This is a genomic window from Paucibacter sp. B51, from assembly GCF_027863535.1.
Taxonomy (GTDB): domain Bacteria; phylum Pseudomonadota; class Gammaproteobacteria; order Burkholderiales; family Burkholderiaceae_C; genus Paucibacter_A; species Paucibacter_A aquatilis.
In genome coordinates, this window is sequence record NZ_JAPIVN010000002.1 from 571083 (window position 1) to 589961 (window position 18879).

Here is an 18879-nt window from a genome sequence, read left to right on the forward strand (position 1 = left end):
AGCCGAACCCCGCGAGCCCTGCCGAGCCTCGCCAGCCGAGGCCTCAGATCCGGCCTTCCTCCACCGCGTGGCAGGCCACGCGAACGCCCTTGAACTCCAGCATGGCCGGGCGCTCGCTCTTGCAGCGGGCACTGGCATGTGGGCAGCGCGGGTGGAAGCTGCAGCCGCTGGGCGGGTTGAGCGGATTCGGTACCTCGCCCTGCACCGGGGTGCGTGAACGGCCCGTCATGTGGATGTCGGGAATCGCATCCAGCAACATGCGCGTGTAGGGATGGCGCGGCCGGGCGAAGAGCTCGGCCTTGTCGGCCAGCTCGACCAGGCGGCCCAGATACATCACCCCCACCTGGTCCGAGACATGGCGTACCACCGCCAGGTTGTGGGAGATGAAAAGGTAGGTCAGGCCGCGCTCGCGCTGCAGCTCCTTCATGATGTTGAGCACCTGGGCCTGGACCGAGACGTCCAGGGCCGAGGTCGGCTCGTCGCAGACCAGAAACTCCGGCTGCGTGGCCAAGGCGCGCGCGATCGAGATGCGCTGCCGCTGGCCGCCCGAGAACTGGTGCGGGAACTTTTCGCGGTCCGCCGCCGTCAGGCCCACCGATTGCAGCAACTCGGCCACGCGCGCGCGCTGGGCATCGACGCCATCAATCAACCCGTGCTCGCGCAGCGGCTCAGCAATGATGTCCTGCACCTTCCAGCGCGGGTTCAGCGAGGCATACGGGTCCTGGAAAATCATCTGCATGCGCCGGCGCAGCGCCAGGGCGCCGCTGGACGCCAGGGTCTTGGCCGTGTCGGCACCGTCGAATTCCACGCTGCCGCGGGTGGGCTCGTACAAGCCCACCAGCAGGCGTGCCACCGTGCTTTTTCCGCAGCCCGACTCGCCCACCAGAGCCAGGGTCTTGCCGCGCTCGATCGAGAAGCTGACGCCGTCCACCGCATGGACGAACTGGCGCGGCTTGCGCTCCACCACCCGGTTCAGCCAGGGCGGGGACACGTCGAAGATTTTTGCGAGGTCTTTCACCTCCACCAAGGGGCGGCTCATCGTGTGACCTCCGCTTGAGTTGCGGCATGCAGCCAGCAAGCGGCGCGACCGGCGCCTACCGGCACCAGCTCCGGTCGCTCGCTGCGGCAGCGGTCAAATACCTGCGTGCAGCGCGGGTTGAAGGCGCAGCCCTTGGGAATGGCGTTCAGGCGCGGCATGGCGCCGTCGATCTGCAGCAGGCGCTCACGGTCTTCGTCCATGGCCGGGATGGAGCCCATCAGCCCCGCGGTATAGGGATGGGCGGGCTTGTGAATCACATCGTGCACCGGCCCGATCTCGGCCACGCGGCCGGCATACAACACGGCCACGCGGTCGCAGGTTTCGGCGATCACACCCATGTCGTGGGTGACCAACATCACCGCTGCGCCCTGCTCCTTGCAGATGCGCTTGAGCAGGGAAATGATCTGCGCCTGGATGGAGACATCGAGCGCTGTGGTCGGCTCATCCGCCACGATCAGCTTCGGGCTGGCCGCCAGGGCCAGGGCGATCACCACACGCTGGCGCATGCCGCCCGAGAACTGGTGCGGGTACTGATCGATGCGCTCGGCCGCCGCGGGGATGCCGGTCTGTTCGAGCAGATCGATGGCCCGCGCGCGCGCCTGCGCCTGGCTCAGATCCAGATGGGTGGTGATGGTTTCGATCAGCTGCTGGCCCACGGTGTAGAGCGGGTTCAGCGAGGTCAGCGGGTCCTGAAAGATCGCACCGATCTGGCGGCCGCGGATCTTGCGCATCTGCTCGTAGGGCAGGTTGTCGATGCGCTGGCCTTCGAGCAGGATCTCGCCCGAGGCAATGCGCCCCGGTGGGTCCAGCAGGCCGATGATGGCCGCGCCGGTCAGGGATTTGCCGGCACCGGACTCGCCCACCACGCCCAGGATCTCTCCCGGCGCGATGTCGAAATTGATGTCGTCCAGCGCCAGCAAGGTGCCGCGCCGGGTGGGGAATTCGACCCGCAGATGGCGGACCTCAAGCAAGGGTGTGCTCATGGGCAGGAAAGGTTTGCAATTCAACGCAGGCGGGGATTGAGCGCATCGCGCAACCAGTCCCCCAGCAGGTTCACCGACAGGGCGATCAGCACCAGCATGGCGCCGGGCCAGATGGTGATCCACCATTCGCCGGAGAACAAAAAGTCGTTGCCCACGCGGATCAAGGTGCCCAGCGAGGGGCTGGTCGGCGGCACGCCGACGCCCAGGAAGGACAGGGTCGCTTCGGTGATGATGGCCGAGGCCACCTGGATGGTGGCCAGCACCAGCACCGGGCCCAGCACATTGGGCAGCACATGGCGGCGCATGATGCGCAGCGGCGTGACGCCGATGACGCGGGCCGCCTGCACATACTCCTTGTTGCGCTCGACCATGGTGGTGCCGCGCACCGTGCGGGCGTACTGCACCCAGCCGGTCAGCGAGATCGCCAGGATCAGCACCAAAAAGGCCAGGGTGTCGTGGGCATTCGGGAACATGGCCCGGCCGACTCCGTCAATCAGCAGCGCGATCAGGATGGAGGGGAAGGACAGCATGACATCGCACACGCGCATGATCAGCGCATCGACCTTGCCGCCGACAAAGCCGGCCAGCAGGCCCAGGCCCACGCCCATCACCATGCTCAGCAGCACCGAGGCCAGGCCGACGAAGAGCGAGATGCGGGCGCCATACATCAGGGCGGAGAGGATGTCGCGGCCCTGGTCGTCGGTACCGAGCAGGTACTTGCGGCTGCCGCCCTCCATCCACGCCGGCGGCAGGCGTGAATCCATCAGCTCCAGCGTGGCCAGATCGAAGGGGTTGTGCGGCGCGACGAACTCGGCAAAGACGGCGCAGAACACGCAGATCAAGGCGATCACGGCCGCAGCCATCGCCACCGGCGAACTGCGGAAGGAGTACCAGACATCGCCATCAAAAAAGCGCTGCAGCGCATTCGGCGCGGCAGGCACGGGCGGGATGGAAGCTTGGCTCATCGGGTCGAGTCTTCTCTGAAATCAAAGGTCAGGCAGGGCGGCGGGGCCGGTTCAATGGGCTTTGCCCTGGGTGCGCAGGCGCGGATCGACGGCGAAGTACAGCAGATCCACCAGCAGATTGATGCTGACGAAAATGAAGGAGATCAGGCACAGGTAGGCGGCCATGACCGGGATGTCGGCGAACTGCACGGCCTGGATGAAGAGCAGGCCCATGCCCGGCCACTGAAACACCGTCTCGGTGATGATGGCGAAGGCAATCAGCTGGCCCAGCTGCAGGCCAGTGATGGTGATCACCGGCACCAAGGTGTTCTTGAGCGCGTGGCCGAAGTACACAGCCTGGTTGCTCAGGCCGCGGGCGCGGGCGAACTTGATGTAGTCGGTGCGCAGCACCTCGAGCATCTCGGCCCGCACCAGGCGCATGATCAGGGTCAGCTGGAACACCGACAAGGTGATGGCTGGCAGCAGCACATGTCGCAGGCCGTCGGCCGTCAGCAAGCCCGTGGTCCAGCTGCCGATCGCAATCACATCGCCGCGCCCAAAGCTGGGCAGCCATTTGAGCCAGACCGCGAACACCAGGATCAGCAGGATGCCGATGAGAAAAGTCGGCAGGGACACCCCCAGCAAGGACAGCATCATCAGCAGCTGAGAGCTGGCCTTGCCGCGCCGCAAAGCGGCATAGACCCCGAGCGGGATGCCCACCGACAGCGCAATCAAGCCGGCCACCAGGGCCAGCTCCAGCGTGGCCGGCAGGCGCTCGGCGATCAGGTCCGACACCTTGCGGCCCTGGCGCAGGCTCAAGCCAAACTCGCCCTGCACCGCATTGCCCACAAAGCGGGCGAACTGCACGGGAAACGGCGCATCCAGGCCCAGGTCGCGGCGCAAGGCCTCGCGTTGCTCTTGCGTGGCATCCTGGCCCAGCAGGTTGGTGACGGGATCGCCCACATACTGGAACAGCATGAAGGACACGCAGGCCACCGTGAGCATCACGATGAGAGACTGGACCAGGCGGCGGAGGATGAAAACTAGCATGTCGGTAGGTTCGGTTGGCGGCCTTGGCAAAGGCGGACCCCGACACGGTCTGTCAAGCGCTTGGCGCTCCCCCATGCATGAATCGGCCTCTTCCGGGCACACCCTGCCCCGGTTCGGTCTGTGATTGGAATGAATACCGATGAAGCCACCACCCGCCACCGGGGCAGTTGCGGCCTCAAGGTCGCGCCATCATGGCGAAGAGCGCATCAGACCACAAAGGGGAAAGTCCCGATGCGCCGTGCATGCGGCGTCCCGCCGCATTGCGCTTTGTAGAGGCGCTCAGAACTGCAAGCTGCCCGCCAATGGCTGTTGCTCAGCCCCCAGAAGCAAGATATCGCCGTAGCAGGCCTCGGAACGGCTGCGCGTGTTGTCGGCGTCGGTCATCATGGCCATGGACACCAAACGGCCGGGGGCCTCGCCAAAGGCGCGCTGAAAATCGGCGCGCAGATCACGGCGCAAGTGTTGCCAGGCGGGCGCGCGCTTGAAGCCACCCGAGCCCACCACGATCTTGCGAATGCGGTCGCTGCGCGCACTGACAACCACGGTCTCCGGTGCGGCGCTGGCATCCCAGACATACATCAAGGTGGCGTAGGGCGGAGCCTCGCCGGTCAGGGTGCGAACCAACTCGAATTGCATGCGGTTCGCCAGCGAGAGCCGAGACTCGTCCCCCGAAAACCCGAGCAAGAGGCGCGCCGGTGCGTCATCGGTTTCGGGAGCCTGGACCGTGGCCTTGGGCGAATGTTCACCAATCCAGACATCGAACTTCAACTGCTCCACATGTTCTGGCGCCAGGTCGAGACTTCGACGCCAGAGGCTGACCGACTGGCGAGCCTGGGCCAGCACGCAATCACGACCATCACGTTGAACAAAGGAGTAGGCCGTGGACCGCTTGCCCGGCAGGGGGCGCGGCGACCAGTCGGCAAGCAGCTCGGGCATGGCGGGGGCTGCGGCCTCCACCGCTTCTGACCGCTCCGACTCCATCGACGGGCTGTGAGCACAGCCAGCCATCACCACAGCCAAAGCAGCACTGCATGCCCGCAACTGCCAGGTCGATCGCTCACCCATGATTTCCGTCGCCATCACCGCACCTTTTTCTCAACGATCCTGCCACCCACGGCCGCTGAAAAAGAAAAAAGGCCGCACGAGGCGGCCTGGATTCAAACACAGATCGGACTCAGAAACGGTGACGGATGCCACTGCTGAGGCCCACACGTGTCTTGGCCGTGTTGTCAAAGGCCACAGCGCCGCCCAGCTTTGAGTAATCCGCCTCGAAGTACACATCGGTACGCTTGGAGAAGGCGTAATCCGCCACGGCTGCCACAAAGCCAGCCTTGCTCTCGCCACTTCGGCGATGGTGGCTTTGCTTGGCGTACCAGGCTTGCAAGCCCAGATTCAGCTCCTTGCTCATCTGGTAGGTGAAGCCGGCGGCCATCATGTCGCGCTTCTTCACATCCAGGCCTGCCGCATTCAGGCGGCTGCTCGGGCTGACGGTGTAGTTGGCGGTGTAGGCCGCCTGCAAGGCGTCGGTCCCGAAGTCGAACTTGTTCTGTCCGAAGGACAGATTGAAGTACAAGGGCCCGGCGGTGTAGGCGCCGCCCACCGTCAAGCCACGCACCTTGCGCCCAGCCGTGTCCTTGACCTCCAGCACACCGGCGCCCAAGGCCAACTCATCCTTGGCATAGCGCAACATGCCGCCCAGGGTCTTGTCCGGCGAGGCACCTTCCCCGGCGCCGATCTGAAGTTCGCCTCGGAACGGGCCCGCCTCCGCCAGGTACTTGACCATATTGCTCTGGCGTCCAGCCATGGCCATCACGGTCTCAGGGCGGAAGATTTCAATATAGGGCGAGTACTTGAATGAGGAATACGTGCTGGTGTAGACATCGAACAGCACGTTGTACTGACGCCCCACGGTCAAGCGACCATAGTCCTTGGACTCCAAGCCCACCCAGGACTGACGCCAGAATTCAGCAGCCGTCTGCGTGCCGGTGTCGGAATTGAGACGATGCTCCAAATTGGCGATGGCCTTCAGGCCGCCACCCATGTCTTCGGTGACGTTGATGCCAAGTCGGCTGTTGGACATACCGCCGGGAATCACTTGCGACAAGGAATCCCCCTTGCTGGCAGCCGTGGTCCCTGAGTTGGTCGTGTAGCGAACACCCACATCGAGGATGCCATACAGGCTCACGCTGGATTGAGCCCAGCCAGAGGACGAGAAAGCGGCCAGCAGGCCCAGGACCACCGCAGTCTTCTTCTTCATCATCGTTGTCTCCTTGTAGTGAACGTCATGTGACGACAAAACCATTCTGTGCGAATGACACCCACCAAGCGAGCCTGCTGTTGCGACCCTCCTACAAGCGCAAACCCTCCCATCCTGCGTCAGGCATGCGCAAGCTTGCAGCGTCCGAAAACAAAAAAGCCGCCCGGAGGCGGCTTTCAAACCAAGCGTGCTTTCGCAGGCCGGGATCAGAAGCTGTGACGCACGCCGACGTCGAAGCCACCCGAGCCACCGCCGGCGGCAACCTTGGGGGTGTTCAACACGCCAACAGTACCCTTACCCTTGTTCTCAATCTTGGACACCGTGGTGTACAGCGCGGTGCGCTTGGACAGGTTGTGGATGTAGCCCGCCGACAGATGGGTTGCATCGTATGCAGCCTTCAGTGTTTCAGCAGCGCCGTTGGCATCAGCCTTGGTCCACGAAGCCCAGACATTGCCGGCACCCAGAGGAGCGGTCACAGCAGCAGTGATGATGGTCTGCTTGGCGGCGCCGAACTTGTTGGTCGAGAAGGTCAGCGAAGGCTTGGCGACGCCCAGGTCGTACGAACCACCAAACGAGCTCAGCTTGTACTTGGTGCCCACGCCAGCTTGCAAGAATGCAGCGCTGACATGCAGAGGGCCAGCGGCATAACCAGCACGGCCGCTGAATGCCTTACCAGCGTTGTTGCCTTCACCAGCAGCCACATCAGCAGCGCCGTAGAAGCCACCCAGATTGCCAGGCAGCGAGTACGACACCATATTGTCGAAACGAGCCACGCTCACGCCGCTGCCCAGGGTGCTGTACAGCTGGTTGGCCTTGCCCAGGCCGGTGGTCGAGGTCGGGTCGAAGGCTTCGATGTGCAGTTGAGCGACCGACTTGTTGCGACCCAGACGCACTTCACCGAACTCGCCAGCCAGGCTCACGGTGGCACGGCGGCCCCAGAAGCGATCCTTGTCAGCGGTGCCAGCGTCAGCGTTCACGGCGCCTTCCAGCCAGAAACCAGCCTTCAGGCCGCCACCCAGGGCTTCTTCACCGCGCACGCCCAGGCGGCTGCTGGTGTTGCCATCGGTCGCCAGGCTCTTCAGGGTTTGGCCGTTGGCCTTGGTGTAGCGAGCGGCCACGTCGATCACGCCGAACAGGGTCACCGACGATTGGGCCGATGCCACGCTCGCGAACGAACCCAGGACTGCCAGTGCAACGATTGATTTCTTCATTCGATACTCCACAAAAAATAAGTCAGGCCTTGCTTGAGAGCTCGGCCTCGCTAAAAAGACGCCTCCAGGTTGGACGTGCCAACCTCCTCGCGTGGGATCTGGAGCTCCCGACTCCATATTCAAGTCGTGCGCTCCGAAAAAGCCCGCTGCGCCAACCCCCTGCAGCGGAAGTTGCCGTATTACACAAGACCTTGAGATCCCCGGAACACCTCGGACTGTCATATTCAGGGTTTGCGTTGTTGACACACAACGAGAAAGGCTGTTCACAAACTATTCATAAATGCTTTCTGACAAGCCCCGAAGGATCAGTCTGCGCCACTCCTCATTAAACTGCGGGTCCGCTCCCCAGAGGTTCCATGTCCGCTTCGTCACGCTCTTCATCCGCCGCCGACCGCCTCTCGCCGCTGGACCGCTTGCTGGTCAGCGTCGACCATGGCATGCGCACAGTGTTTGCCCAGGCGCGCGCCGGTCGCCCATCGCCCGCCCGTGACTGCGAACCAAGGGCACTGAGCCCCGAAGAGACCCGGCTCGCGGGCGCCCTGATGCGGGTCAACCATGTCGGTGAGGTCTGCGCCCAGGCGCTGTACCAATCTCAAGCCCTGTTCAGCCGCGACCCGGCGCTGCGCGAGCACTTCAAGGCCGCCGCTCAGGAGGAAGTCGATCACCTGGCCTGGACCCAGCAGCGCCTGGACGAGTTGGGCAGCCGCCGCAGCCACCTCAACCCGCTCTGGTACGGCGGCGCCTTTGCCATCGGCAGTCTTGCCGGCCTGATCGGCGATCGCGTCAGCCTGGGATTCGTGGTCGAGACCGAACGCCAGGTCGAGCAGCACCTGGCCTCACATCTGGAAGATCTGCCGGAGGCGGATCACGCTTCTCGCGCCATCGTCGCGCAAATGAAGCTGGAAGAGGCCCGCCATGCCGATGAAGCCCAGGCCGCAGGCGCGCTGCCCTTGCCGGCGCCGGTTCAGCAGCTGATGCGCCTGGCCGCGCGCGTCATGACCCGCACGGCCCACCACATCTGATCCATTCGGATCCGTGAGGCTCTGAAATCGGCCCCGCCCAGGTTCGGGAGCCAAGGCGACGCCAGGATGTCGTTCCAGAGCTCCCGTGCCGGCTCAGACCTCGACGAGCTCCACCGAGGTGGTCATGGCCGCCGTCTTGCCCAGCATGATGCTGGCCGAGCAGTATTTTTCGTGCGACAGGGCGACAGCCCGCTCCACGGCCTCCTGCTTCAAACCCCGGCCGCTGACCACGAAGTGCATGTGGATGGCGGTGAAGACCTTGGGGTCCTCTTCAGCCCGCTCGGCCTTGAGCTGCACCTGGCAGCCCCGCACATCGTGGCGGCCGCGCTTGAGGATCAGCACCACATCGTAGGCCGTGCAACCGCCGGTGCCGGCCAGCACGGTTTCCATCGGGCGCGGCGCCAGGTTGTGACCACCGCCTTGCGGCGCGCCGTCCATGGTCAGCATGTGACCGCTGCCGGTCTGTGCCACAAAGGCCATGCCATCGGCGCCCATCCAGTTGATCGTGCATTCCATCTTGTGTGTGCTCCAAACGAAAGTGGCGAGCCCAGCCGACTTTGCACTAGAGCTCTTGGACTAATTAAAGGCGCCAGAAATATTGCACCGCAGCAATTGCTGCAGCTAAAATTCTAGCCACGCGATCCCCTTGCGCGCAGCCGCCCGGCGTCAAAACCCTGGCCTGCTGCAGATTCAAGCCTCGGGCTCTCGCACCGTTTGTCTCCTCCACCGCCTCCATGGTGGATTCAACCCGAGCTTGCAAAAGCTCGGGTTTTTTTTGGCCTCTTGCGAGCCAAACAGCGCCGAAATGATGCTGAAACCCGCCTGAACCGGGCTGGGGCTGACCCTCGCTTATCATGTTGCGCCGCAACAGATTTGTATCGGAGACCTCATGGCCGGCCCCGCCCGCACGCTCAAAAGTGGCACCCGCCACGCCCGCAAACCCGCCGCCAAGACCATGGCCGCGGCCGGCATGCCCGACCTGATTCCCTCCGACAACAGCTATTTGCAGCGCATTCTCAATGCGCGGGTCTACGAGATTGCCAAGGAAACCTCGCTCACCCCGGCCAAGAACCTGAGCAAGCGCCTGGGCAACAAGGTCTACCTCAAGCGCGAGGACGAGCAGCCGGTGTTCAGCTTCAAGCTGCGCGGCGCCTACAACAAGATGGCGCACCTGAGCGCCGAGCAACTGGCGCAAGGCGTGATCTGCGCCTCGGCCGGCAACCATGCCCAGGGCGTGGCGCTGTCTGCCAAGAAGCTGGGCTGCCGCGCCGTGATCGTGATGCCGGTCACCACGCCCAAGGTCAAGATCGACGCGGTGCAAGGCCATGGCGGCGAGGTGGTGCTGTTCGGCGACAGCTTCAGCGACGCCTACGGCCACGCCCTGGAGCTGGAGCAGGCCCAGGGCCTGACCTTTGTTCACCCCTTCGACGACCCCGACGTGATCGCCGGCCAGGGCACCATCGCCATGGAGTTGCTGCGCCAGCACCCCGGCCCGATCGACGCCATCTTTGTCGCCATCGGCGGCGGAGGCCTGATCTCCGGCGTGGCGGCCTACATCAAGGCGGTGCGCCCGGAGATCAAGGTCATCGGCGTGCAAACCAAGGATTCCGACGCCATGGTGCGCTCGGTGCGCGCCGGCAAGCGGGTGCAGCTCAGCGATGTCGGCCTGTTCTCGGATGGCACGGCCGTGAAGCTGGTCGGAGAAGAAACCTTTCGCATCACCCGCGCCCTGGTTGACGACTTCGTGCTGGTGGACACCGATGCGGTCTGCGCCGCCATCAAGGACGTGTTCGAAGACACCCGCAGCATTCTGGAACCTGCCGGCGCCCTGGGTGTGGCCGCCGTCAAACAGTACACGGCCAGCCACGGCTGCAAGGGCCAGACCTTCATCGCCATCACCTGCGGCGCCAATATGAACTTCGACCGCCTGCGCTTTGTCGCCGAGCGGGCCGAGGTGGGCGAGCACCGCGAGGCCCTGTTTGCCGTCACCATCCCTGAGGAACGCGGCAGCTTCAAGCGCTTTTGCGAGCTGCTGGGGCCGCGCAGCGTGACCGAGTTCAATTACCGCATCTCGGATTCGGCCCAGGCTCACATCCTGGTCGGCGTGGCCACGCAAAAGCGCGAGGAAGCGGCCAAGCTGGCACGCGCCTTCGCCAAGGGAGGCTTCGACGCCCTGGACCTGACCGACAACGAGCTGGCCAAGCAGCATGTGCGCCATATGGTCGGCGGCCGCTCCGAGCTGGCCCGCAACGAGCGGCTCTACCGCTTCATCTTCCCCGAGCGACCGGGCGCCCTGATGCGCTTTCTGTCCACCATGCACCCGGACTGGAACATCAGCCTCTTCCACTACCGCAACCAGGGCGCCGACTACGGCCGCATCCTGGTCGGCATCCAGGTGCCGCGCGGCGACAATGCGGCGCTGCGCGACTTCCTGGCGTCGCTGAACTACCCTTTCGAAGACGAGAGCAACAACCCGGTCTATCAGCTCTTCCTGCGTTGACGCGGGGCCGCCCCACCCCGGCCCTGGCGCCCCAAAAAGGCGCAGGGCAAGTGCGGATGCCCCGGCCGGCCCGCAGGCCCGACAATCCAGCGCCCGCACCCGCCCCGGGTGAGCTGAACACTGCCCATGTCCCTGAACCAGTCCCTGATCTCGCCCACCGCCAATCCCGAGCTGGAAAAGGCCTTGCGCGACCGCGTCGACCGGCATGCCGCCATTGCCGGCGGCCTGGGCGAGCTGGAACCTTTGGCGGTGCGCCTGGGCCTAGTGCAGAACTCCCTGACCCCGCGTTTCCGTGACCCGGTGCTGGCCTTGTTCGCCGCCGACCATGGCCTGGTGGTGGACCGCATCGGCCAGCAATGGGGCCGCAGCACCCGGGAGCAAGCACAGCTGGCCCTGCAGAACCGCCTGCCGGTTTCGGTGTTCGCCCGCCTGCAGGGCCTGCAACTGGCCGTGGTCGACTGCGGCATTGCCGAATCGCTGCCGCCGCACGCCCGGCTGATGGCACGCAAGATCGCCCACGGCACCCGCAACACCCGCACCGGCCCGGCCATGACGCTGGAGCAAGCCCATGCCGGCGTGCGCGTGGGCATGGAAATCTCGGACAACCTGCCCGGCAATGTGCTGGCCTGCGCCAGCATGGGCCAGGGCTCGGCGGAAAGCGCCGCCCTGGTGCTGTCGCGGCTGATGGACCTGCCCGTGCGCGAGTTCGTGGTCTCCGGCCCCGACATGCGCCAGGACGAGCTCAACCACATCCTCGGCGTGCTGCATGCCGCGCAGGCGCGGCACCGCGAGGTCAGCGATCCGATGGAGGTGCTGGCGGCCTTCGGCGGCTTCGAGCTGGCGGTGATGATGGGCGCCATGCTGGTGGCCGCGTCCAAGCGCCACCTGATCATCGTCGACGGCATCACCGCCTGCGCCGCGCTAAAACTGGCCGCGCGCATCGCCGCACCGGTGACCGATTACGCCGTGTTCTGCCGCAGCCATGTGCACCGCGGCCTGGACGAAGCCTTGGCCACCTTCCATGCCTCGGCCCTGCTCGAGCTGGGCATGGACAGCGCCGATGGCACCGGGGCCACCCTGGCCTGGCCCATGATCCGCGCCGCGGCGGCCTTGCTGACCGATCTGCATGACCTGGCCGAAGCGCGCCCGCCAAACACCGGCAGCGGCGTCGATTCCTTGAGCGGCGGTGTCTACCGCGACAGCGGCGGCGATCCGCGCCTCAGCGCATGATGTGAAACGGCCCGTGGTCGGCGCTCAGCGCGTCGGCAGACCGTTCGCGTCCACGCCATTGTGCTGCTGCAATGGCTGCGGAGAGCCCGGCGGAGGCGGTGTCGGTCGGTAAGGCGGCTGACCGGGCTGGCTGTTCTCGCCCAGGACATGTGGCTGCCCCCCGATGACGGTGGGCGACACCTGGGCGGTTGGCAGGCTGCCGGTGGCAGCCGGCAGAGGCGGGGCGAGATTCAAGGTCAAGGTGACCGCCCCGCCCTGCCCCAGCTGGGCCGAGCGCGCGTCGACGGCGAGCAAGCGCAATTCACCCTCCAGCACCGCACCGATGCGCACCGTGCGCGGCACACCGTCCACGGCGATCAGGGCCACGCCCTCGCCGGCCTGGCTGGCTTGCAGGCTCTTCGGTGCCACCACGCCGAGCAGGCTGAAGCGGCTCTCGGCCACCGGCGGCGCTTCGGCCGCCGCCGCCGGGGCAGCGCCGAGCAAACGGGTCAGGTCCGCACCAGCGCTGCGCTGCTCGACCACCGCCAGAGCGTGCGCCGGCGCCGACAAGGGTTTTGCCATCAGCTGGATCAGCCAATAGACCGCGGCGCAAGCCAGCAAACCCCAGACCAGAAAAGCCATCATTCGTGCAAGCATGAGGCGATTATGATTCAAGCGCTTTGACGAGCCGAGGCCCCGCGCCCCGGTGCTAACCCTTCTCTTCACCACGCAGCCCGTCACGTTCACACATGAATACAACGAACTCTCGCCGCCTCGCCCGGGGCTTCACCCTGATCGAGATCATGGTCGTGTTCCTCATCATCGGGCTGATGGGTGCCCTGATCGTGCCCAATGTGATGGACCGCCTGCATGAAGCCAAGGTCACGGCCGCCCGCGCCACCATCAACGATCTGATGCAGCAGCTCAAGCTCTACAAGATCGACAACGGTCGCTACCCCAGCGGCGAGCAAGGCCTGGAATCCCTGGTGCGCAAGCCCACCACCGGCACGCCGCCGGCCAACTGGAAGCCCTACATCGACAAGCTGCCGCTCGATCCCTGGAAGAACCCCTACCAGTACGCCAACCCCGGCGTGAAGAACGAGATCGACATCTACAGCTTCGGCGCCGACGGCCGCCCGGGTGGCGAAGGCAATGACGCCGACATCGGCTCCTGGCAATAAGCAGCCCTCGTTGCGCACCCGGCTGCAGCACGGCTTCACGCTGATCGAGTTGCTGGTGGTGGTGGCCATGGTGGCCATCGCCTCGGCCGCCGTCAGCATGGCCGTGCGCGACCCGGCCGAGGCCCAGCTCGAGCGCGAAGCCGAGCGCCTGGTCGCCCTGTTTGAAACCGCGCGAGCCGAAAGCCGCACTGCCGGCATCGACGTGCAATGGGCGCCCTTGCAGCAGGACGCCCGCGACCATTTCCGCTTCGCCGGCCTGCCCCCCACCATCCAGCTGCCGCGCCGCTGGCTGGGGGAAGGCGTGGCGGTGCAGATCGCCAATGCCCGCAGCGTGCGCCTGGGCCCTGAGCCCATGATCGGGCCTCAGCAGTTGCTGCTGACCCTGGGCGCCAAACGTCTGCTGCTGAGCACCGACGGCCTGGCGCCCTTCACCGTCAGCCCAGCGCCAGCGCCATGAAGCAGCGCCTCCAGCGTAGCCAATTCGGCCGCAACGCCGGATTCACCCTGATCGAGGTGATGGTGGCCCTGGTCATCGTCGCCATCACCCTGGCAGCCGGGGTCAAAGCTGCCGGCGCACTGACCGACAACGCCAGCCGACTGCGCGAGATGAGCGCGGCCCAGTGGTGTGCCGAGAACCAGCTGACCGAGCTGCGCCTGGGCAAGCAATTCCCCGGCATCGGCGACAGCGAGTTTGCTTGCGAACAGTTCGGCCAGAGCTACCGCGGCCGCCTGGTCGTGCGGCCTACGCCCAACCCCAACTTCCGGCGCGTCGATGCCCTGGTCAGCGCCGATGGCGAGCACAACCTGCTGACCATTTCTACCATCATGGGGCGCTTCTGATGCCGCGCCTGACGCCAAGCCTGAGCGGACGCGGCTTCACCCTCATCGAGGTCATGGTCGCCCTCTTGATCATGAGCCTGATGTCGGTGATGGCCTGGAGCGGCATCAACGGCCTGCTCAAAAGCCGCGAGATCGCCCAAGCCCATCTCGACCACAGCGCCCGCCTGCAAACCGTGATGGCACAGTGGGAGGCCGATCTGCGCGCCGTACAGGACAGCGGCGCTGCCCCGGCCCTGACCTTCGACGGCGCCGCCCTGCGCATGACCCGCCAGCAGCCCCTGGGCATGCAGGTGGTGGTGTGGAGCTTGCGCGAGGGCCGCCTGCTGCGCTGGGAAGGCCCGGTGGTGCAGAGCAGCACCGAGCTGAGCGACAGCTTCGAGCGCAGCGCACGCCTGCAGCCGCAAGACCGCGGCCAGCTGCGCGCGCTGGAGGGCGTCGGCGGCTGGCGGCTGTATTTCTACCGCGGCAATGGCTGGAGCAATGCCCAGTCCAGCGATGACTTCAGCAGCGAAGCTGCGCCCCCCATCGCCCCGCCGGCATCGGGGAACGGCAATGGCAAGGGCGAGGGCAAAGCTGACGGCAAGGGTGACGGGGCCAACAAGGACGACAGCGGCCCCAAACGACAGATTCTGCCCAGCGGCGTGCGCATGGTGCTGGACTTCGCGCCCGACAGCGGCTTCAACGGCAAGCTGACCCGGCAAATCATCCTGGGGCCGCAGTCATGAGTCGCCCCCGCACGACACGGCAAGGCGGTGCCGCCTTGCTGACCGCCATGTTGATCGTGACCCTGGTGGCCAGCCTGGCCTCGGCCATGGTCTGGCGCCAGTACCGCGCGGTGCAGATCGAGGCGGCCGAGCGCGCACGCGCGCAATCGGCCTGGATTCTGCAAGGCGTACTCGACTGGGCCCGCCTGATCCTGCGCGAGGATGCACGCGCCAACCTCAACGAGCCGGTTGACCACCTGGGCGAGGTCTGGGCCGTGCCCCTGGCCGAAGCCCGCCTGTCCACCTTCCTCGCGGCCGATGCCCACAATGCAGAAGACAGCGGCCCCGAGGCCTTTCTGTCCGGCAGCCTGCACGATGCCCAGGCCCAGTACAACCTGCGCCACCTGCTCGGTGGCACGGAGGTGCCGGCGCAGGAGCAACGCGTGCTGGAACGCTTGTGTGACAACGTCGGCGCCCCGCCCGGCACCGCGCAGACCCTGATTCGCAAACTGCGACTGGCGGCCGATGCCAGCAACAAGGATGCCAGCAAGACCGCCAGCGCCGACAGCAAGAACCCGCCGCTGCCACCGCGCAACCTCGAGCAGCTGGCCTGGTTCGGCCTGACGCCGGAAACCATCGAGCGCCTGCGCCCGGTGCTGACCCTGCTGCCCCAAAACACCCCGGTCAATCTGAACACCGCGCCGCGCGAGGTGATCGCCGCCCTGTTCGACGGCATGGACCTGGCCTCGGCCGAGCGCCTGGTGCGCAGCCGCCAGAACCAGCCGCTGAAGAAGGTGCAGGACGCCAGCAGCTTCTTCCCCGGCACCGTCACGCTGAGCTCGGAGCGGGTCGATGTGAAGTCGTCCTACTTTCTGGTCAAGGGCCGGCTGCGCCTCGACGAGCGGGTGCTGGAGGAACGCGCCCTGGTGCAGCGGCGCAATCTGGACATGCTGGTGGTCGAGCGGCAGCGCGTCAATCAAGTCACTTCGGCCACGGCGAACAAGGGGCGCGGCGCCTGAAAACGAGCGCCAGGGCGCAGCTCCCGAGCCCAGGCGATGCAGGGCTCAGAACCTCAGGTTTTATAGAGATAAGCGCTAACTGATTGATTCCACATGATCCCGCAAAATACGCCACCTAGAATGCGCCAGGCCACCCTGACTCCATGAGTACCCTGCTCCTGTTTCTGCCCCCGCGCAGCCGCTTGCATGCCCAAGGCCGCCCGGCCACGACCGTGGACGGTTTGGGCCGCGCGGCCACCCTCGGCCATGGCGCCAGCGCCGCCGGCCGCGACTTCGACTATGTGCTCAGCAGCGATGGCCGCGATCTCAGCGAACAAGGCAGCCTGGCGGCGGCACAGCTGCCCCATGCCGACACCGTGATCGCCATCCCGGCCGAATCGGATGTCTCCTGGCAGCGTGTCACCCTGCCGCGCGCCGGCCGGCAGATGCGCAGCGCCCTGGCCGGCCTGCTGGAAGAAAGCCTGCTGGACGAGGCCGAGAGCCTGCATTTCGCCATCGAGGCCGACGCCCAGGGCGGTGACCTCGCCTGGGTGGCCGTGTGCTCGCGCGCCTGGCTGCAGCAACAGCTGGCCGTGCTGGACGCGGCGCAGATCGTGGTCGACCGCATCTGCCCGCTGAGCTGGCCCGACAGCCCGCCGCGCGGCCATTTCTACAGCACCGGCCAGGAGTTCAGCCCCGTGGCCCTGCGCTGGAGCCACCCCGAGGGCGTGACCAATCTGCCGCTGGAAGGCAGCCTGTCGCGCCAGCTCTTCCCCGCCACCCTGGTGCAAAGCTCGCAGTGGAGCGCCGCGCCCGAGGTGGCCGCCGCCGCCGAGCATTGGCTGGGCACGGCCGTCACCCCGCTGAGCCCGGCGCAACGCGCCCTGGCCGTGATCGACTGCCCCTGGAACCTGCGTCAGTTCGAGCTGGCGCCACGCACCCGCGGCATCCGTGCCCTGCGCCAGTTCTCGCGCGGCCTGATGCGGCGCAACTGGCGGCCGGTGCGCATCGGTCTGGCCGGCCTGGTGGCCGTGCAGTTGCTGGGCCTGAACCTGGTGGCCTGGCAGCAAAACGCCCAGCTCAAGGCCCGGCGCGCCGCCATCACCCAGACCCTGACCCAGACCTTCCCGCATGTGCGCGCGGTACTCGACGCGCCGGCGCAGATGCAGCGGGAGATCGACGGCCTGCGCGCCCTGGCCGGCCGCAGCGGCGACAAGGATTTCGAAACCCTGCTGGCCGCCGCCGCCACCGCCTGGCCGCAAGACCGCGGCCCGCTGGACAGCCTGAGCTTTGAAGCCGGCCGCCTGCAGCTGTCCAGCGCCGGCTGGAGCGAGGCCCAGATCCAGCAGTTCCGCAGCCAGCTGCGCAGCGAAGGCTGGCAGCTGGAAAGCGGTGAAGGCCAGCTGACCCTGAGCCGCCTGCCTGCCGATGCACCCAGCAACCCGGCGGCGGTTCGCAACGCCCTCTCCACCCAGGCCGTGCCCGGACCCAAGACATGAGCTTCGACAAGAAACCCTCCGCCCTCGCCGGCCTGCAAGCCCAGGCCCAGGCGCAGTGGCAGCAGATGGGCGAGCGCGAGCGCCATGCCGCGCAGCTGATCGCCCTGCTGCTGGGCCTGGCCCTGCTCTGGTTTGTGGCCGTGCAGCCCGCCTGGCGCACCCTCAGCCAGGCGCCGGCCCAGGCCGAGAGCCTGGAGCGCCAGTTGCAGGAGATGCAAGCCCTGGCGCAAGAAGCGCAAGAGCTGCGCGCCGCCCCAGCCGTGCCCGCCGCCCAGGCCACACAAGCCTTGCAAGCCGCCAGCGAGCACCTGGGCCCGGCCGCCCGCCTGCAGATCAACGGCGACCGCGCCGTGCTGATGCTCAACGGCGTCAGCAGCGAGGCCCTGCAAGCCTGGCTCGGTGAGGCGCGCAGCGCCGCCCGCGCCCGGCCGCTGGAGGCCAAGCTGCAACGCGGCCCGCAGGGCTTCAACGGCAGCATCGTGCTGAGCCTGCAAGGAGGCTCGGCGCCATGAGCCTCTCACTGAAATTCGGCCGCAACAAGGCCAGCGCTGCGAACAGCGAGGCCGCTTCCGCCAGCGGCCCGCTGAGCCACTGGCAGGACAGCCCCAGCCAGGACTTGCAGAACAAGCGCAGCCGCCAAGGCCTGCCCCGGCGCTGGAGCCTGGCCGGCGCCCTGCTCGGCGCCAGCCTGGCCCTGGTGGCCTTCGCGCCGGCCAGCTGGCTGGCGCGCGGCCTGGCCGCGGCGAGCAACGACCATGTGCTGATCACCGACAGCCGCGGCAGCATCTGGAACGGCAGCGGCGTGCTGGTGCTCAGCGGTGGCGCAGGCAGCCGCGACGCCGCCATCCTGCCCGGCCGCCTGCGCTGGACCATGGGCCTCAAAGGCCTGGGCCTGGCCCTGAACGCGCGCCAGGACTGCTGCCTCAACGGCGAGCTGCAGCTGCTGCTGCGCCCGGGTTGGGGCCGCTTCGAGCTGGCCGTGGCCAGCGGCGGCGACTGGCTGGCGCGCCTGCCGGCCGGCCTGCTCTCGGGCCTGGGCACGCCCTGGAACACCTTGCAGCTGGGCGGCTCGCTGCGCCTCAGCGCACGCGATCTGCGCCTGGAATGGGTGGGCGGGCGCTGGCGCCAGTTCGGCCAGCTGGACCTGGATCTGCTGAACCTGTCCTCCCGCGTCTCGACCCTGGCGCCGCTGGGCAGCTACCGCTTTTCGCTCAGCGCCCAGCCGGTGGCACCCGGTGAAACCGGCGGCGGCACCAGCCAGATGAGCTTGAGCACGCTGGAAGGCGCGCTGATGCTGAACGGCCAGGGCACGCTGACGGCCGGCAAGCCGCGCTTCACCCTGGAGGCGACCGCCGCCCCGGGCCGCGAAGCGGCACTGAACAACCTCCTGAACATCATCGGCCGGCGCCAAGGCGCACGGTCCGTCTTTTCGATCGGATGAG

Annotated in this window: 20 protein-coding genes; 11 read left to right on the forward strand and 9 right to left on the reverse strand. The window is 66.7% G+C overall.

Annotated elements, in window-relative coordinates; translation table 11 throughout:
- Window positions 1–43: 43 nt before the first annotated feature.
- The 7 genes from OOB33_RS23370 to OOB33_RS23400 all read right to left on the reverse strand — a co-directional run bounded on the left by OOB33_RS23370 (window position 44) and on the right by OOB33_RS23400 (window position 7484).
- Window positions 44–1039: an ABC transporter ATP-binding protein gene (locus tag OOB33_RS23370; protein ID WP_102766156.1), complete on the reverse strand. Its 996-nt coding sequence runs from the start codon at window positions 1037–1039 to the stop codon at window positions 44–46.
- Entirely contained in the window at window positions 1036–2022 is a 987-nt protein-coding gene (locus tag OOB33_RS23375) for an ABC transporter ATP-binding protein (RefSeq protein ID WP_271010400.1), read from the reverse strand. The genes OOB33_RS23370 and OOB33_RS23375 overlap by 4 nt, the downstream gene beginning before the upstream one ends.
- A gap of 20 nt (window positions 2023–2042) precedes the next feature.
- Complete coding sequence (locus tag OOB33_RS23380; protein WP_271010401.1) at window positions 2043–2987, reverse strand: ABC transporter permease; 945 nt, start codon at window positions 2985–2987, stop codon at window positions 2043–2045.
- Between the two features lie 51 nt (window positions 2988–3038).
- Window positions 3039–4016 (reverse strand): ABC transporter permease, encoded by a 978-nt coding sequence (locus tag OOB33_RS23385; RefSeq protein WP_271010402.1) that lies wholly within the window; start codon window positions 4014–4016, stop codon window positions 3039–3041.
- A 279-nt stretch (window positions 4017–4295) separates the two neighbouring features.
- A complete protein-coding gene (locus OOB33_RS23390; protein WP_171827686.1) occupies window positions 4296–4952 on the reverse strand; it encodes a DUF3047 domain-containing protein in 657 nt (218 codons plus the stop codon).
- Between the two features lie 238 nt (window positions 4953–5190).
- Window positions 5191–6276 carry a porin gene (locus tag OOB33_RS23395; RefSeq protein WP_271010403.1) on the reverse strand — a complete coding sequence of 362 codons (1086 nt, stop codon included), beginning with the start codon at window positions 6274–6276 and terminating at the stop codon, window positions 5191–5193.
- A gap of 203 nt (window positions 6277–6479) precedes the next feature.
- The gene (locus OOB33_RS23400; RefSeq protein WP_271010404.1) at window positions 6480–7484 is read right to left on the reverse strand and encodes a porin; all 1005 of its coding nucleotides are present in this window, start codon (window positions 7482–7484) and stop codon (window positions 6480–6482) included.
- Window positions 7485–7888: 404 nt separating this feature from the next.
- On the opposite strand from OOB33_RS23400, the gene coq7 reads away from it, so the two are divergent.
- On the forward strand, window positions 7889–8506 hold the full coding sequence (coq7, locus tag OOB33_RS23405; RefSeq protein ID WP_102766584.1) for a 2-polyprenyl-3-methyl-6-methoxy-1,4-benzoquinone monooxygenase: 618 nt from the start codon (window positions 7889–7891) through the stop codon (window positions 8504–8506).
- Window positions 8507–8599: 93 nt separating this feature from the next.
- Here the strand turns inward: coq7 and OOB33_RS23410 are convergent, their stop codons facing one another.
- A complete protein-coding gene (locus OOB33_RS23410) occupies window positions 8600–9022 on the reverse strand; it encodes an OsmC family protein (RefSeq protein ID WP_102766149.1) in 423 nt (140 codons plus the stop codon).
- Between the two features lie 454 nt (window positions 9023–9476).
- Between OOB33_RS23410 and ilvA the strand changes: the two genes are divergently transcribed.
- Entirely contained in the window at window positions 9477–11006 is a 1530-nt protein-coding gene (gene ilvA, locus OOB33_RS23415) for a threonine ammonia-lyase, biosynthetic (protein WP_394341017.1), read from the forward strand.
- 126 nt (window positions 11007–11132) lie between these two features.
- Window positions 11133–12236: a nicotinate-nucleotide--dimethylbenzimidazole phosphoribosyltransferase gene (locus OOB33_RS23420; protein WP_102766147.1), complete on the forward strand. Its 1104-nt coding sequence runs from the start codon at window positions 11133–11135 to the stop codon at window positions 12234–12236.
- A 24-nt stretch (window positions 12237–12260) separates the two neighbouring features.
- Here OOB33_RS23420 and OOB33_RS23425 read toward each other — a convergent pair whose 3' ends face one another.
- The gene (locus OOB33_RS23425) at window positions 12261–12872 is read right to left on the reverse strand and encodes a hypothetical protein (RefSeq protein WP_133155054.1); all 612 of its coding nucleotides are present in this window, start codon (window positions 12870–12872) and stop codon (window positions 12261–12263) included.
- A gap of 92 nt (window positions 12873–12964) precedes the next feature.
- Between OOB33_RS23425 and gspG the strand changes: the two genes are divergently transcribed.
- The 8 genes from gspG (at window position 12965) to OOB33_RS23465 (ending at window position 18878) form a co-directional block, all read left to right on the forward strand.
- Entirely contained in the window at window positions 12965–13396 is a 432-nt protein-coding gene (gene gspG, locus OOB33_RS23430) for a type II secretion system major pseudopilin GspG (RefSeq protein WP_102766145.1), read from the forward strand.
- 10 nt (window positions 13397–13406) lie between these two features.
- Window positions 13407–13853 carry a pilus assembly FimT family protein gene (locus tag OOB33_RS23435; protein ID WP_271010405.1) on the forward strand — a complete coding sequence of 149 codons (447 nt, stop codon included), beginning with the start codon at window positions 13407–13409 and terminating at the stop codon, window positions 13851–13853.
- The gene (gene gspI / locus OOB33_RS23440) at window positions 13850–14236 is read left to right on the forward strand and encodes a type II secretion system minor pseudopilin GspI (RefSeq protein ID WP_171827692.1); all 387 of its coding nucleotides are present in this window, start codon (window positions 13850–13852) and stop codon (window positions 14234–14236) included. Before OOB33_RS23435 ends, gspI begins: the two co-directional genes overlap by 4 nt.
- Window positions 14236–14961: a prepilin-type N-terminal cleavage/methylation domain-containing protein gene (locus tag OOB33_RS23445; RefSeq protein WP_271010406.1), complete on the forward strand. Its 726-nt coding sequence runs from the start codon at window positions 14236–14238 to the stop codon at window positions 14959–14961. Before gspI ends, OOB33_RS23445 begins: the two co-directional genes overlap by 1 nt.
- Window positions 14958–15959, forward strand: a complete 1002-nt coding sequence (gspK, locus tag OOB33_RS23450) for a type II secretion system minor pseudopilin GspK (protein WP_271010407.1) — start codon at window positions 14958–14960, stop codon at window positions 15957–15959. The genes OOB33_RS23445 and gspK overlap by 4 nt, the downstream gene beginning before the upstream one ends.
- A gap of 143 nt (window positions 15960–16102) precedes the next feature.
- Window positions 16103–17437, forward strand: coding sequence for a type II secretion system protein GspL (gspL, locus tag OOB33_RS23455; RefSeq protein WP_271010408.1), 1335 nt, complete (start codon window positions 16103–16105; stop codon window positions 17435–17437).
- Window positions 17434–17949: a type II secretion system protein GspM gene (gene gspM, locus OOB33_RS23460; protein WP_102766139.1), complete on the forward strand. Its 516-nt coding sequence runs from the start codon at window positions 17434–17436 to the stop codon at window positions 17947–17949. The genes gspL and gspM overlap by 4 nt, the downstream gene beginning before the upstream one ends.
- A complete protein-coding gene (locus tag OOB33_RS23465; RefSeq protein ID WP_271010409.1) occupies window positions 17946–18878 on the forward strand; it encodes a type II secretion system protein N in 933 nt (310 codons plus the stop codon). The genes gspM and OOB33_RS23465 overlap by 4 nt, the downstream gene beginning before the upstream one ends.
- The last annotated feature ends 1 nt before the right edge of the window (window position 18879 follow it).